The organism is Saprospiraceae bacterium (genome assembly GCA_016715965.1).
Classification (GTDB): Bacteria; Bacteroidota; Bacteroidia; order Chitinophagales; family Saprospiraceae; genus Vicinibacter.
In genome coordinates, this window is record JADJXG010000001.1 from 2,057,460 (window position 1) to 2,071,009 (window position 13,550).

A 13,550-nucleotide genomic window follows, 5' to 3' on the forward strand; every position below is an offset into this window, starting at 1 on the left:
TTGTGCCACAAAGGCACAATTTAGCGAGGGCACCACGCGCTCCTGCGCGTGGCATGCAGTTGGCCAAAAGCGCCAGAAAGTGGATTGCTTTGCGAGTACATTCGAAATAATCATTGTGCCACAAAGGCACAATTTAGCGAGGGCAACACGCGCTCCTGCGATCGGTAACATTAATTGTTGTCTACGTGAGCATACCCACAAGGGCATAATTCAGTGTCCTGTCAAGTTAGCCTCTTTTCTTTCAGTAAGCTTAAACTTGAAGGATTTTAAACATAGGCAGGTCATCTTAATCATGGGTAATTTGGCTCATAGAATCAAGTAGAGGAATAAATGTATCCTGTTATAAATCAATGAATTTTGATTTGTAATTAAAATTATTGATTAAAAATAAATCCAAAGTAGATTTCCAATCGTAAGTACAGATTAAACAACCATTATGGAAAAATTTCATTTATTTCTGTTTGCGGCCATTTTAGCCATTGTATCATGCACTAAGGAAGATCCATCTGAGACATTAACTCCTGGCCCGGACCAAATCGTTTATGCCATTAATGCATCCAATCAATTGATCCAATTTAACGCAAAAAATCCTGCAAGCGCCTTAAGCAAAATCGCAATCAGCGGATTGGTATCAGGAGAAAAATTATTGAGCATTGACTTTAGACCTTCAACCGGTGAATTGTACGCCATAAGTGACTCAAGTAAATTGTACATCATTAATCAAACCGATGGAAAAGCCAGGACCGTGGGTTCAGGCCCGCTTACTCCAGCGATCAAAGGTCAAATTGTGTCCATTGATTTTAATCCCACAGTTGATAGATTACGCCTGGTTACTTCTGCCGGACAAAATTTGCGCTTGAATCCGGAAACAGCTGCAGTGGCAGCTACCGATGGTGCCATCAATGGAGGGGCCTCTCCGGTGATAACAGGAATAGCCTATACCAATAGCAAAGCAGGAGCTGCTTCTACGATATTATATGATATCGATCAAAGTTCTGGTAAATTATACACACAAATTCCACCCAACAACGGAACTCTCGTAGAAGTGGGAAGCTTGGGTATCAGCTTTACCGGACAGGCAGCGTTTGATATTTCTCCTGGCAATGTTGCCTTGATGGCAGCCGAAAGTAATTTTTTTATTTTAGATTTATCCACAGGCAAGGCTTCTAAAATAGGCTCGGTTTCAGAGCCTATTTTGGATATTGCCATTTCAACCGATCCAATTGCTTACGCAACCGATGCCGGCAATAATCTAATCATGTTTAACCCTTCTGCAATTAGTGCAGGGATTACAACTAAAGCAATTACCGGTTTGCAAGTTGGTGAAAATGTACTTGGTATTGATTTCAGACCTTTAAATGGTCAGTTGTATGCTTTAGGCAGTAGCAGCAGATTGTATACCATCAACCTCTCATCCGGAGCAGCTACACAGGTTGGTACAGGCATATTCAGCACCCTCTTACTGGGCACTGATTTTGCTTTTGATTTTAATCCTACCGTAGATCGTATTCGGGTGGTAAGCAATCTTGGACAAAATTTAAGATTAAACCCCATCGATGGCACCGTGGCAAGCGTGGATGGTAATTTAAATCCCGGTTTACCCATGGTTACTGCCGCAGCCTACACCAATAATTTTGCCGGATCCACTGCGACATCCCTTCTTGTGGTGGACCACATTTCCGATAAATTATACATCCAAAATCCACCAAACAATGGAACCCTGGTGGAAATAGGAAATCTGGGTATCGATCTTAATAGCGATAATGGTTTCGATATAGGGAGTAGATCCAATAATTGCTATTTGGTTGCTACCGTTGGGGGAACCACGAATTTATATACCATCAATATTTCGAGTGGTGTAGCATCCAGTCCGATTATCTTTCCAAGTTCAGTGAAGGGATTTAGTCTGGGAACGGGTTTTTGATTGGATTTTTAATATTTATATTATAAAAATACTGTCCTATATCTTAGGGCAGTATTTTTTTTTTTTGCCATATAATGGATTTCCTTATTTTCTAATCGATTGTAAATTGTTTCCTGGATCTTAGGGGAGTTTAATAATTTCAAAACCAAAGGAAGTGATCATATCAAAAGGAAAACCAATGATTGCAACAGGCAAATTTGTTTTGTTTTTGGGAGTTTTTTCTGGAGCACCATATAGAACAAGTCAGGTAATGGAGTTTGATGATATGATAATCACTAAAAGAGATGTATTTGATGTTGGTGCAATTTGGTATTCTGACCTTATTCACGAGTTAATTTTATCCAAATAGTAGATATTTACTTGGAACTAATCATGAATGACAAGATTTCTATCAATTGTGGGTAATTTATAGCGGAATGTCAATACACTTTGCTGTGATTTGAAGATTAAATGAATACCTGTATATCAAATGAGCCATCTGCTTTGTTCTCTTAAATTACTATTACTAAAATCCAGTAGAATCTATTAATTTTGCCCACCCTGTGATAAATATTGTGGTCTGATTTGAAAACATTTCATCTTAATAAATTCAAATGCCAGTTGACTTTTCTGAAATTTTAGTTGTGGGTGTTTCTTCAAGGGCATTGTTTGACTTGGAGGAGGAAAATGGAGTATTCAAAAGTCAGGGTATCAAAGAATTTAGAAAATATCAACTTGAAAAGGAAAATGAAATCCTAAGCCCTGGAACCGCTTTTCCTTTGATTCAAAGTCTATTACAGCTCAATAAGCAGGCTACTAAACCCATTATCGAGGTGGTTGTAATGTCCAGAAACAGCCCCGAGACAGGCGTGAGAGTTTTGAAATCAATCAAACAACACCAATTGCCAATTACCAGAACGGCTTTTTCAGGAGGAGAGGATTTAGCACCCTTTATTGATGCTTATGATGTTGATCTGTTTCTTTCCAGGGACGAGAAGGACGTAAAGTGGGTGTTGGATCATACCAATTGTGCTGCCGCACTCCTTTACAGTCCGCCACAAAATTTCAATCCCGAAACCAACCGGGTAAAATTTGCTTTTGACGCAGATGCAGTAGTATTCTCAGATGAGTCTGAACAAATCTATCAAGAAAAGGGAATTGATGCATTTCATAAGCACGAAGAGGAAAACGAAGATGTTCCTCTTGAAGATGGACCCTTTGCGGAATTATTAAGGAAACTTTCGAAAATTCAAGTACATTTACCCATGACCATTGAACTAAGTCCTTTAAGAATCGCCATTGTTACCGCAAGAAATGCACCTAGCCACATGAGGGTAATTAAAACCCTTCGTCACTGGGGAGTATATGCAGATGAAGCTTATTTTATGGGTGGATTATCTAAGGACAAGGTGTTAAAGGCTTTTGGCGCTCACATCTTTTTTGACGACCAGGATGCTCATTTAGACAGTTCAAGCCAATTCGTTCCTACTGGCAAGGTATTGTACAGATCTGATTCATTGCTAAAAAATCCAGACATACATTAGGAACTCAATGAATGAGACAGAGCTAAACAGAACCGAGCAGGTAAAATCTAAAAGAAGGGTTGCCGATCACGGTGAAGTATTTACTAACCAACGTGAAGTAAACGCTATGCTCGATTTGGTGAAAAACGAAACGGAACGCATTGACTCCCGTTTCTTGGAACCAGCTTGCGGTAACGGAAACTTTTTAGCGGAGGTATTAAGACGAAAATTAGCAGTAGTTGACAGACGGTATAAAAAAAGTCAAACTGAATGGGAATTCTATTCCATTATTGCTGTGTCGAGTATTTACGGAGTGGACATTTTGGAAGACAACGCTCAGGAATGTAGAGATCGTTTGTTAGGTATTTACACCGATTGGTATTCTAATGTTTTCAAACAGGTAAAAAATGAGTGTATTCGTTCTGTTCGGTTTTTATTGAGCAGAAACATACTTTGGGGTGATGCTTTGGACTTTACCAATCCTGTAAGCAAACAAGCTATTGTCTTTTCTGAATGGAGTTTCATAGATCAAAATATTCTTAAAAGAAGGGACTACATTTTTAAATTTTTAGTCGAGAAGACTTACACGCGAACACTTTTTGATGAAAATGATCAACCAAAGTTGTTTGATGAACCAATTTTAGATTTTCCACTTATTCATTACTTAAAACTTGGCGAAGATGATACAAACAAACTATAACCCGGACGTACTCTCCTGCCTTGCCAATTTGAGCAATGACGAAGTGTTTACGCCACCGAGTTTGGCGAACGACATTTTAGACTTACTACCCGCTGAACTGTGGAGCAACCCAAACGCCAGGTTTTTAGACCCGGTTTCTAAAAGTGGTGTATTCTTGCGTGAAATGGCAAAACGACTGATGAAAGGATTGGAAACCCAGATACCCGACAAGCAGGAACGCATTAACCACATTTTCAGCCAACAGTTGTATGGTATTGCCATCACTGAACTGACCAGCTTATTGAGCCGGAGAAGCGTGTATTGCTCCAGGACGGCCAATGGGAAATACTCCATTTGCGAAACGTTTGCCTCAGAACAGGGCAACATTCATTACCAACGAATGCAACATACCTGGACCAATGGCAAATGCAGCTATTGCGGTGCTAGCCAGGAAGTGTACGATCGCGATGATGCTCTTGAAACTTACGCTTACAATTTTATTCACTTTGATCCCGCATCCAGCGGGACAAGCAACCTTGAAAAAATATTCAATATGAAATTTGACGTTATCGTTGGAAATCCACCCTATCAGTTAAGTGATGGTGGGTTTGGTGCAAGCGCAAAACCAATCTATCACAAATTTGTAGAACAAGCAATTAAGCTAAATCCAAGATATATTTCTATGATTATTCCTGCGAGATGGTTCGCTGGAGGTAGGATCGGTGAACTTACCGAGTTTAGAGAGAGAATGCTTCGAGATAAAAGAATTAGAGTAATTCATGATTTTCAGGATGCGAGAGACTGTTTTCCTGGAGTTGATATAAAGGGAGGAGTAAATTATTTCTTGTGGGATAGGGATAATGAAGGTCTTTGCAAAGTGTGTACCCATTCCGGCGATTCTATTATTTCTGAGGCAACAAGGTTTTTACTTGAAAAGGGAGCAACTACATTTATTAGGTATAATGAGGCAATTCCTATCTTGAAAAAAGTACAATTAAAAAATGAAGGTAGTTTTTCAGAATTTGTTAGTGCAAATGACCCATTTGGATTTGACGTGAGAGTAGAGGGTAGTATGAAGAGAGTAAAACCCAAATATAAGCATACACCATTTGAAGGAGCCATTAAGTTTTATTATAACGGTTGGCGAAAGGACGGTGTTGGTTACATAGATAAAAACTACGTGAAGAAAAATACAGAATGGCTAAATCAAAATAAGTTGTTAGTCGCAAAAGCTGTTGGAACAGGTGATAGCAAAACTGATGCAATTAAACCATTCATACCTGAAAATCCTTCATGCACAAGTGAAACTTATCTTGTAATCGGACCTTTTAATTCCGAAAAAACTATGTCAAATGTACTTTCTTACATTCAGACCAAGTTTTTTCATTTCATGGTGTCATTAAAAAAAATAACTCAAGAGGCAAGGAGAGGTGTTTATGTGTAATAACCTAGACTTAATCTGACAGTTGGCGATAAAAAAGAATAATCCAACGCTCCAACAAAAGTAACAATTGTTCCGTAAAAGTCAAGAGCGAGGCTAGTTCCTTCGGAACTCTTGACATTTACTCCACAATTTAGTTTGTTGACGTTTACGCGTTGAATTACTCTATTCATGATCTTCTTTATTCAAAATGAGTTTCTAACATTTTATCAATTGCAATATTTTTTGACTCGATGTGAGTTTGCATAGGAGTTTTCCCAAAGCAATATTTTCCGGAATGAGGTCTGTCCGAGTTATAGTAATGTAGCCAATCCTCCAAGTCAGCCTGTAGCTCTTCAATAGATTTGTATAACTTTTTACGGAAGGTAATGGCATAAAATTCATTTTGAATGGTGCGGTGGAATCTTTCACAGATACCATTAGTCTGTGGGTGTCGTGCTTTGATCTTAGTGTGTTCAATATCCTCCAAACTCAGATAAAGTTCGTACTCATGATATTCTCTTTTTCCACAGTATTCCGTGCCACGATCGGTCAGTATTCTGAGTAGCCTGATTTGCTCATGTTCATAAAATGGCAGGACTTTATCGTTTAGCAAATCGGCTGCTACAAGAGCATTTTTACGATCATAGATTTTTGCCAGAACTACCTTAGAGTAAGTGTCAATGTAGGTTTGTTGATAGATACGACCAACGCCTTTGATATTGCCAATATAATAAGTATCCTGAGCTCCCAGATAGCCCGGATGATATGTTTCAATTTCACCTTGAGATTCCAATTTTTCTTTCTTACGCTCCAAGGCTACAACTTGGGCTTCTGTAAGAATTATTCCATCCTGGGCCACTTTGGCTTCGAGGGCTTTTAATCTCTTTTGGAAGGTCTCCAGATCGTGCCTCAACCAAACACAACGAACTCCACAAGGGGATACAAATATTCCTCTCTTAACAAGCTCATTTGCAACCCTTACTTGTCCAAAAGCTGGATTTTCAATAGCCATATCAACAACAGCTTTCTCTACTTCGGGAGCCACTCGATTCTTGACCAGTGGTTTGCTCCTGCTGACTTCGATTAAGGCCATTTCGCCTCCTGTGTCATACATCTCTTTAATCCTGTAAAAACTATCCCTGGAATACCCCATTATTTTACAAGCCTGAGATACGTTTCCCAATTTTTCTGCTAAAAGGACTAATCCCAATTTAGTTTTGATTAATTTTGTTTCTAATTTCATTTTCTGACAGTTTAGTGGTTAATTAATTATTTTTGACAACTTAAAATTAATCACTAACTGTCAGATTAAGTCTAAACTATTACAGTTTATGAATTCGTTCCCATTCAAGACTTCTCAGAACCTTGGACAGATGAAAAACTATATAAAAAATATGGCTTAACAGAAAATGAGATAGCTTTTATTGAAAAAATGATTCGTCCTATGGACTTAACTCAAAATGGGGGAGTAGATGAGTAAAAAAGAATTCAATCGCGTCTTGCCCTTCAATGCTTTGCCGGATTTGCCGCCAGCCACCCATCTGGAGACGACTGAAATATTCAAAGCAACCATACGGGCCAACAAACTATTGGCAGAGCTGAAGGGCTTTTGCCAAACCCTGCCCAATCCGGAGTTACTACTAAACACCATAGTCTTACAGGAAAGTAAGGAATCAAGTGCCATCGAAAACATTGTCACCACACAAGATGAGTTGTATAAAGCCACCCTCATGGGTGACAAAGTGAAAAATCAGGCTGCCAAGGAAGTTTTACAATATCGGGAAGCCATGTATTTTGGGTTATCGGAATTGGATAAAACCGGCCTTATTACCACCAATCTTTTAGTGGGTATTATGCAAAAGCTACGTAATACAAGAGATGGTATAAGGAGAAATCCGGGCACGAAACTTTCTAAGCCCATTAGTGGACAAATTGTGTACACACCACCAGAAGGAGAGACGATAATCAGAGAAAAACTTTTTACCCTGGAGCGGTATATAAATGTTTCCGATGGGGATAGCTTAGACCCTCTTATTAAAATGGCTCTGATTCATTATCAGTTTGAGGCCATACATCCATTTAGTGACGGGAATGGTCGTGCTGGTCGTATTTTGAATATTTTGTATCTGATTCAACAGGAGATGATTGGTTTACCTGTTCTTTATTTGAGTAAATATATTATTGAGAATAGGTCGGATTATTACCGGTTACTCAGAGAAGTTACTGAACAAAACAACTGGATTGACTGGGTGCTTTATGTGGTAAATGGCGTAGCTGAAACCTCTCAATCCACCCTAATTAAGATTAAGCGCATAATAGAATTGAAAGCAAATGCAGAGAATGATTTGAAATCAGCGCTGGGATCTTCATTCTCTAGAGATCTGAATGATCTATTGTTTAGCTTTCCCTATATAAAAATAGGGGTTTTGGATGAAAATGGAATTGCCAAGCGGCAAACCGCATCGCGCTATTTAAAAGAAATAGAAAAGGCGGGATGGCTTTCAAGCGTACAGGTATGGAAGGAGACCTATTATATCAACCATAATCTGATTAAAATACTATCTGAATAGGAAACGAAATCATGTACACTTAATACATACGAAGTGACTATCATGTCGAAAAAATGTATAATAATCGACACGACATTCACTCATGTCGATTGAATAAACATTATTGAATTCAAGGTAAACAATTGATAATGAGTAAAAAAGAATTTTTTCCACCCCGACCATCCACCAATCCGACAATATACGCTTATGAATTACCGGGCATTCCTTATAAAGAAGGTCTATTGAAAATAGGCCAATCCAGAAGACCCAACGAAGTCAGAATAGACGAGCAAACCAAAACAGCCGGCATTAAATACAAAATCGTTTTTGAAGAATCCGCAATGAGGCGCGACGGGAGTTCATTTTCTGACCATGAGGTTCGCCGTCATTTGCGCAAACAAGGCTTTGCCAATCCCGAGGGCGAATGGATTAAATTTACTTTGAAAGATCTACGAAAAGCCATTTGGGAAATGAAGACAGGTGAACGTACTGAAGACAATCGATCCCTTTCTTTCGGTATGCGACCAGAACAAGAGGAAGCCGTTAGCAAATCCATGGCCTATTTTAGTAGTTTTAAGAGGGAAAACCCGGATAAGACACCCCATTTTCTTTGGAATGCCAAAATGCGTTTTGGAAAAACCTTTGCCAGCTACCAACTGGCAAAGAAAATGGCCTGGACCAAAATTTTGGTGCTCACTTTTAAACCTGCCGTAGAAAATGCCTGGTATGAAGATTTGATGACTCATGTTGATTTTGAAGGATGGCAGTTTGTATCAAACTCACAAAACACTCTGAGCTATGGGCAGGCAGATATGGAAAAACCAGTTGTGTGTTTTGGCTCTTTTCAAGACTATTTGGGCAAAAATACCAGCACAGGTGGTATAAAAACCAAAAACGAATGGGTACATGCTACTCATTGGGATTGCGTCATTTTTGACGAGTACCACTATGGTGCCTGGCGGGAAAATGCGAAAGAACTATTTGGAGCTGAAGGGAAAAGAGAATTGGAATTTGGGGAAGGAGAGGGTATTGAGTACTTTGATGAAGAAGCGATGCCCATTACAACCAAGCACTATTTATACTTATCGGGTACACCTTTCCGAGCCATTGCGTCGGGAGAGTTTATCGAGGAGCAGATATTTAACTGGACTTATTCAGACGAGCAGAGAGCCAAAGATGGCTGGGATGATTCTAAAGGAAGCAATCCCTATGCTTCCCTGCCGCGAATGGTCATGATGACTTACCAGTTGCCTGACTCCATCAGTCAAATAGCAGAGTTGGGAGAATTTGACGGCTTTGATTTGAATGTGTTCTTTTCAGCTGAAGGCGATGGTATAAAGGCAAGGTTCAAATACGAAGATGAAGTACAGAAATGGTTGGATTTGATTCGTGGTTCATTCAGCGAAACCACTTTGGACAATCTTAAAATGGGAGCGAAAAAACCGCCGCTTCCTTTCTCACATGCTCCTTTGCTCAATGTATTGAATCACACTTTTTGGTTTTTGCCGACCGTGGCCTCATGTTATGCAATGGCTAATTTGCTCAAACAGCGACAAAACAAGTTTTATCACGATTACACCGTGGTAGTGACAGCAGGAACACAAGCGGGCATTGGTGTGGAAGCCTTACCACCCGTTCTAGATGCCATGACCGACAATCCCTTGGAATCAAAAACCATTACACTTTCCTGTGGTAAACTCACTACAGGGGTTTCGGTTAAACCTTGGACAGGAATTTTTATGTTGCGTAATTCTTCAAGTCCTGAAACTTATTTTCAAGCAGCCTTCCGAGTGCAAACGCCTTGGGTAATTACAAACCCCGATAGCAAATCGCCCAACAAAGAAGAAATTCTAAAAGAAGAATGTTATGTGTTCGATTTTGCTCCGAACAGGGCATTAAGACAAATTGCTGATTATGCTTGCCGATTGAATGTCAATGAATCGAACCCGGAAAAAAACGTAGAAGATTTTATAAATTTCCTGCCAGTTCTAGCTTATGATGGCAGCTCGATGAAACAAGTGGACGCGGCAGGTATTTTAGACATTGCAATGAGTGGTACAACGGCTACGCTTTTGGCAAGACGTTGGGAAAGTGCCTTGCTTGTAAATGTGGACAACAACACGCTTGCCCGATTGATGGCCAACGAGGAAGCAATGAAATCATTGATGAATATAGAAGGCTTTAGAAATTTGAATCAGGACATTGAAACCATTATCAACAAATCGGAAGCCGTTAAAAAAGCCAAGAAAGAAGCAAACGACCGAGAGCTGACAAAGAAAGAAAAGAAGGAGCTTACTGACGAAGAAAAGGAATACAAAAGCCTGAGAAAGCAAATACAAGAAAAGCTAATCAAGTTTGCTACTCGTGTTCCCGTTTTTATGTACCTGACAGACTACAGGGAAAGGAGTTTGAAAGATGTAATCATGCAATTAGAACCGGGACTTTTTAAGAAAGTAACGGGACTTTCTGTAAAGGACTTTGAATTATTGGTAAGTCTTGGAGTTTTCAACTCTGCTTTAATGAATGATGCCGTTTACAAATTCAAACGCTATGAAGATCCAAGTTTGGAATATATTGGAATTAATAGACACAAAGGCGAAGACATTGGTCTTTATGACACAGTTTTGAGTAGAAAGGAATATGAAGAAAGTTTTGTGAATGAGCCTTGACAGCACAAAAACCATTTTCAAAGATGTGTTGAGCTTTAATAAAATAGATATTTGTTTCGGTAATAGCATAAAATGAAACCAAAGACTTTTTTAGAAAAATTAGTTGAATTGGGCCGAAGGAAAGGTTCTTTTGGATAGATCGATGTCCCATCTCGACGTATAAAAACGGTTCTAAAGCAGAAAAATAATTGAATTTGATCGCCTCAGCGATCGGCAACAGAAAATGATACTAAAGCGAGCATTTACTATATTGGCAGTCATTAAAGAGGGGACCTAATGTTGTTCTGAAGATACCTGGATTCGAATTCGGCATCATGAGGAGTGATGGAACGCGCACTCGAAATAAATCGGCATGGGGTAGGCTGCAAAAGCGATCTTTCAATCAATTTTTAAATTTCCTTTGCGAAAAAAGTGATTTTATATATCTTAAGCCCTTATTTCGGTATAAATTTATAATGAAAAATTTTTAAAATGTCTGGTTTTTTAGAAATGGCAAGATTATTTAAGGTGGAAGATATTTGCCACAAATTTCTTGCAAGCTATAATTATGAAGAAAGATCACTTCAGGTTTTAGACAATTTTAATAAATTGTGTATTGAGAATGACCTTGATAATATGACTCAAATTGCTTTAATTAAAAATAGGGAAAAAGTTGTTGGCTGGTTTGGCATTGAATGGATTGAAGAAGATGATAAAGAAATGGCTGAAGTAATGGAACCTATTAATCTGGAAGCCATTTTTTCAGCCGAAACTGATATATTAACAGTTGTGGAGAAGGTCAGTACGCTAAAACAAAATGTTTTTATAGTCAACAAGGGCAATCAGCTTATTGGTTTCTTTTTTTATACAGATCTACTAGGAAATCCATTATGCTTGAGCATCCTGGCACTTTTGATGGCATTTGAAAAAAGTTGTTTGGATATTTGTCTTATTAACCCTAAAGTGAATTTTAATAGATTGGACAAATCGGCCAGAAACAATGTAATGGGTAAATACTTTAAAATGGGATTTATATTAAAAGATAATAATGAACCTATTTATTCAAAAACTATGGAAATTTGTTCTCTTAAAGAAAAAGTTGAAGTGGTCCAAGAAAATGGTACACAAATCTAACTTAAATTTGTGTTATGGATCAATCAAAGACAAACAATCGGAGGAGGAGGTACGATACCGAGTTTAAGCTTAATGCCATTCATTTGCTCGAATCCGGGAGGAACGCTAGCGAATTAGCTGATTCTCTTGGCGTTAGTAAGCAAATGCTTTACAATTGGCGTAGTCAAATCAGGATTACCAGGAATGCTTCCGTCCAGCCAGGAACAAATAATCCTTATACTGAACTTGAACAGCTCCGTAAGAAATTAAGGGATGTTGAAATGGAAAGGGATATTTTAAAAAAAGCCTTGAACATTTTCAGCCGGCAGACATGAAACCAAAAGCTGAATTTATCCAGAGTCTAAGCGGTGTGTATCCTACTAACAAGCTTTGCAAGATGATGAATATTCCAAGGAATACTTTGTATCATTTTATCCACAGGAGGGATTCTCCCACTAAACATTTGGGATTAAGAGACCGAATAAAATCCGTATTTGACTCTCATATGAATAGGTATGGAAGTCGTAGAATTAAAATGGAATTAGCCGTAAAATATTCAAAAATGTTAGCCGCCATTTGATTCGCAAATGTATGAAGGAACAAAATTTGAAAGCAATCCAGCCAAAGAGTTTTGTTCCAAAAACAACTGATTCCACCGGGACCAAATTTCCTGCACCCAATTTACTTCTTGATTTTGGAAAGGCGCAAAAACCAAATGAAGTATGGGTTGGTGACATTACCTACATTCCTTTAAAGAATGGCCAATGGGCCTATCTTTCAACTTGGATTGATACTTATTTGCATAAAGTAGTGGGCTGGGATGTTCAGACTCATATGAGAAGCGAACTGGTTATTTCAGCCTTCAATAAAGCAAAACTGAAATGCATCCAAAATAAATTAAGTGTGATTGTCCATTCTGACCGAGGAACGCAGTACTCTAGTAAAGATTTCAAAAATGCCATTAAAGGAAATAGACAAAGTATGACTCGCAAAAACGAAGTTTATGACAACGCAATTGCCGAATCATTTTTCTCAAGGCTCAAATGCGAATGCATTAGAGGTACTGTATTTGATGATTTGGATCAATTAAGATTCACTCTGTTTGAATACATAGATGGCTATTACAACACAATCAGAAGGCATTCATCCATTCAATACTATACACCCTTAGAATTTGAAAATATTTATTATTCGAAAAATCAATTCACTCATTGCAACTAATATGGAAACAAAACATGACTTTGCATTTTTACCCTTAGACGAGGACCAAGCTTATTGCGGACAAAATGTCAAGAGTTCCGCCGACCTCTTTATTCTGTATTCTTCCGGCGGAACTCGACTTGCTCTTGACATTTTGGGAGCAATGCTTATCTTTGTCGCAGGGGTAAAATGTGTACTAATTTTATTTTTTAACTAAATTAGATCAGTGTCCCATTTATTGGTACCATGTCAAGTATATATTTTAATAAAAGATTTAAATTTAATAAATCAAATTCCAACTTTAAATGATACTAAATTTTTAAATAAGGCATATTCACTGAGAAACTATATTGTGCATCCTGGTTTGGGTAAACCTATGGAACAAATATTTACCAAGGAAGAATTGTGGCCATTCATTAAAAAGCTTGAATTCTTAAATAATGAGCTAAAACAGCACTATAGGGAAATGCTTGAGGTTGGTATCCCTAGATAATCAAAATTAAGTTTGTTTC

13 protein-coding genes are annotated in these 13,550 nt (G+C 38.3%); 11 read left to right on the top strand and 2 right to left on the bottom strand.

Annotated elements, in window-relative coordinates; translation table 11 throughout:
* Nucleotides 1–436: 436 nt before the first annotated feature.
* The 5 genes from IPM48_07775 to IPM48_07795 all read left to right on the top strand — a co-directional run bounded on the left by IPM48_07775 (nucleotide 437) and on the right by IPM48_07795 (nucleotide 5,549).
* Entirely contained in the window at nucleotides 437–1,924 is a 1,488-nt protein-coding gene (locus IPM48_07775) for a DUF4394 domain-containing protein (protein MBK9271481.1), read from the top strand.
* Between the two features lie 154 nt (nucleotides 1,925–2,078).
* Nucleotides 2,079–2,273, top strand: coding sequence for a hypothetical protein (locus IPM48_07780; protein MBK9271482.1), 195 nt, complete (start codon nucleotides 2,079–2,081; stop codon nucleotides 2,271–2,273).
* A gap of 244 nt (nucleotides 2,274–2,517) precedes the next feature.
* Nucleotides 2,518–3,447, top strand: a complete 930-nt coding sequence (locus tag IPM48_07785) for a 5'-nucleotidase (protein ID MBK9271483.1) — start codon at nucleotides 2,518–2,520, stop codon at nucleotides 3,445–3,447.
* Nucleotides 3,448–3,454: 7 nt separating this feature from the next.
* Nucleotides 3,455–4,126 (top strand): SAM-dependent DNA methyltransferase, encoded by a 672-nt coding sequence (locus IPM48_07790; GenBank protein MBK9271484.1) that lies wholly within the window; start codon nucleotides 3,455–3,457, stop codon nucleotides 4,124–4,126.
* A complete protein-coding gene (locus IPM48_07795; protein ID MBK9271485.1) occupies nucleotides 4,107–5,549 on the top strand; it encodes an Eco57I restriction-modification methylase domain-containing protein in 1,443 nt (480 codons plus the stop codon). Before IPM48_07790 ends, IPM48_07795 begins: the two co-directional genes overlap by 20 nt.
* Here the strand turns inward: IPM48_07795 and IPM48_07800 are convergent.
* Nucleotides 5,540–5,719, bottom strand: coding sequence for a hypothetical protein (locus IPM48_07800; GenBank protein MBK9271486.1), 180 nt, complete (start codon nucleotides 5,717–5,719; stop codon nucleotides 5,540–5,542). The genes IPM48_07795 and IPM48_07800 overlap by 10 nt on opposite strands.
* Nucleotides 5,720–5,727: 8 nt before the next feature.
* Nucleotides 5,728–6,771 carry an IS481 family transposase gene (locus IPM48_07805; protein ID MBK9271487.1) on the bottom strand — a complete coding sequence of 348 codons (1,044 nt, stop codon included), beginning with the start codon at nucleotides 6,769–6,771 and terminating at the stop codon, nucleotides 5,728–5,730.
* Between the two features lie 229 nt (nucleotides 6,772–7,000).
* Between IPM48_07805 and IPM48_07810 the strand changes: the two genes are divergently transcribed.
* The 6 genes from IPM48_07810 (at nucleotide 7,001) to IPM48_07835 (ending at nucleotide 13,531) form a co-directional block, all read left to right on the top strand.
* Entirely contained in the window at nucleotides 7,001–8,098 is a 1,098-nt protein-coding gene (locus tag IPM48_07810; protein MBK9271488.1) for a Fic family protein, read from the top strand.
* A gap of 128 nt (nucleotides 8,099–8,226) precedes the next feature.
* Nucleotides 8,227–10,746 carry a restriction endonuclease gene (locus IPM48_07815; GenBank protein ID MBK9271489.1) on the top strand — a complete coding sequence of 840 codons (2,520 nt, stop codon included), beginning with the start codon at nucleotides 8,227–8,229 and terminating at the stop codon, nucleotides 10,744–10,746.
* A 471-nt stretch (nucleotides 10,747–11,217) separates the two neighbouring features.
* The gene (locus IPM48_07820) at nucleotides 11,218–11,859 is read left to right on the top strand and encodes a hypothetical protein (protein ID MBK9271490.1); all 642 of its coding nucleotides are present in this window, start codon (nucleotides 11,218–11,220) and stop codon (nucleotides 11,857–11,859) included.
* A gap of 14 nt (nucleotides 11,860–11,873) precedes the next feature.
* Nucleotides 11,874–12,173, top strand: coding sequence for a transposase (locus tag IPM48_07825; protein ID MBK9271491.1), 300 nt, complete (start codon nucleotides 11,874–11,876; stop codon nucleotides 12,171–12,173).
* Nucleotides 12,174–12,429: 256 nt separating this feature from the next.
* Nucleotides 12,430–13,059 (top strand): IS3 family transposase, encoded by a 630-nt coding sequence (locus IPM48_07830; GenBank protein MBK9271492.1) that lies wholly within the window; start codon nucleotides 12,430–12,432, stop codon nucleotides 13,057–13,059.
* Between the two features lie 205 nt (nucleotides 13,060–13,264).
* Complete coding sequence (locus IPM48_07835) at nucleotides 13,265–13,531, top strand: hypothetical protein (protein MBK9271493.1); 267 nt, start codon at nucleotides 13,265–13,267, stop codon at nucleotides 13,529–13,531.
* The last annotated feature ends 19 nt before the right edge of the window (nucleotides 13,532–13,550 follow it).

Coding starts and splice junctions, on each gene's coding strand:
- IPM48_07825 (MBK9271491.1), top strand. CDS start 11,874: ATGGATCAATCAAAGACAAACAATCGGAGGAGGAGGTACGATACCGAG.
- IPM48_07790 (MBK9271484.1), top strand. CDS start 3,455: ATGAATGAGACAGAGCTAAACAGAACCGAGCAGGTAAAATCTAAAAGA.
- IPM48_07820 (MBK9271490.1), top strand. CDS start 11,218: ATGTCTGGTTTTTTAGAAATGGCAAGATTATTTAAGGTGGAAGATATT.
- IPM48_07805 (MBK9271487.1), bottom strand. CDS start 6,771: ATGAAATTAGAAACAAAATTAATCAAAACTAAATTGGGATTAGTCCTT.
- IPM48_07800 (MBK9271486.1), bottom strand. CDS start 5,719: ATGAATAGAGTAATTCAACGCGTAAACGTCAACAAACTAAATTGTGGA.
- IPM48_07815 (MBK9271489.1), top strand. CDS start 8,227: ATGAGTAAAAAAGAATTTTTTCCACCCCGACCATCCACCAATCCGACA.
- IPM48_07795 (MBK9271485.1), top strand. CDS start 4,107: ATGATACAAACAAACTATAACCCGGACGTACTCTCCTGCCTTGCCAAT.
- IPM48_07810 (MBK9271488.1), top strand. CDS start 7,001: ATGAGTAAAAAAGAATTCAATCGCGTCTTGCCCTTCAATGCTTTGCCG.
- IPM48_07785 (MBK9271483.1), top strand. CDS start 2,518: ATGCCAGTTGACTTTTCTGAAATTTTAGTTGTGGGTGTTTCTTCAAGG.
- IPM48_07830 (MBK9271492.1), top strand. CDS start 12,430: ATGAAGGAACAAAATTTGAAAGCAATCCAGCCAAAGAGTTTTGTTCCA.
- IPM48_07775 (MBK9271481.1), top strand. CDS start 437: ATGGAAAAATTTCATTTATTTCTGTTTGCGGCCATTTTAGCCATTGTA.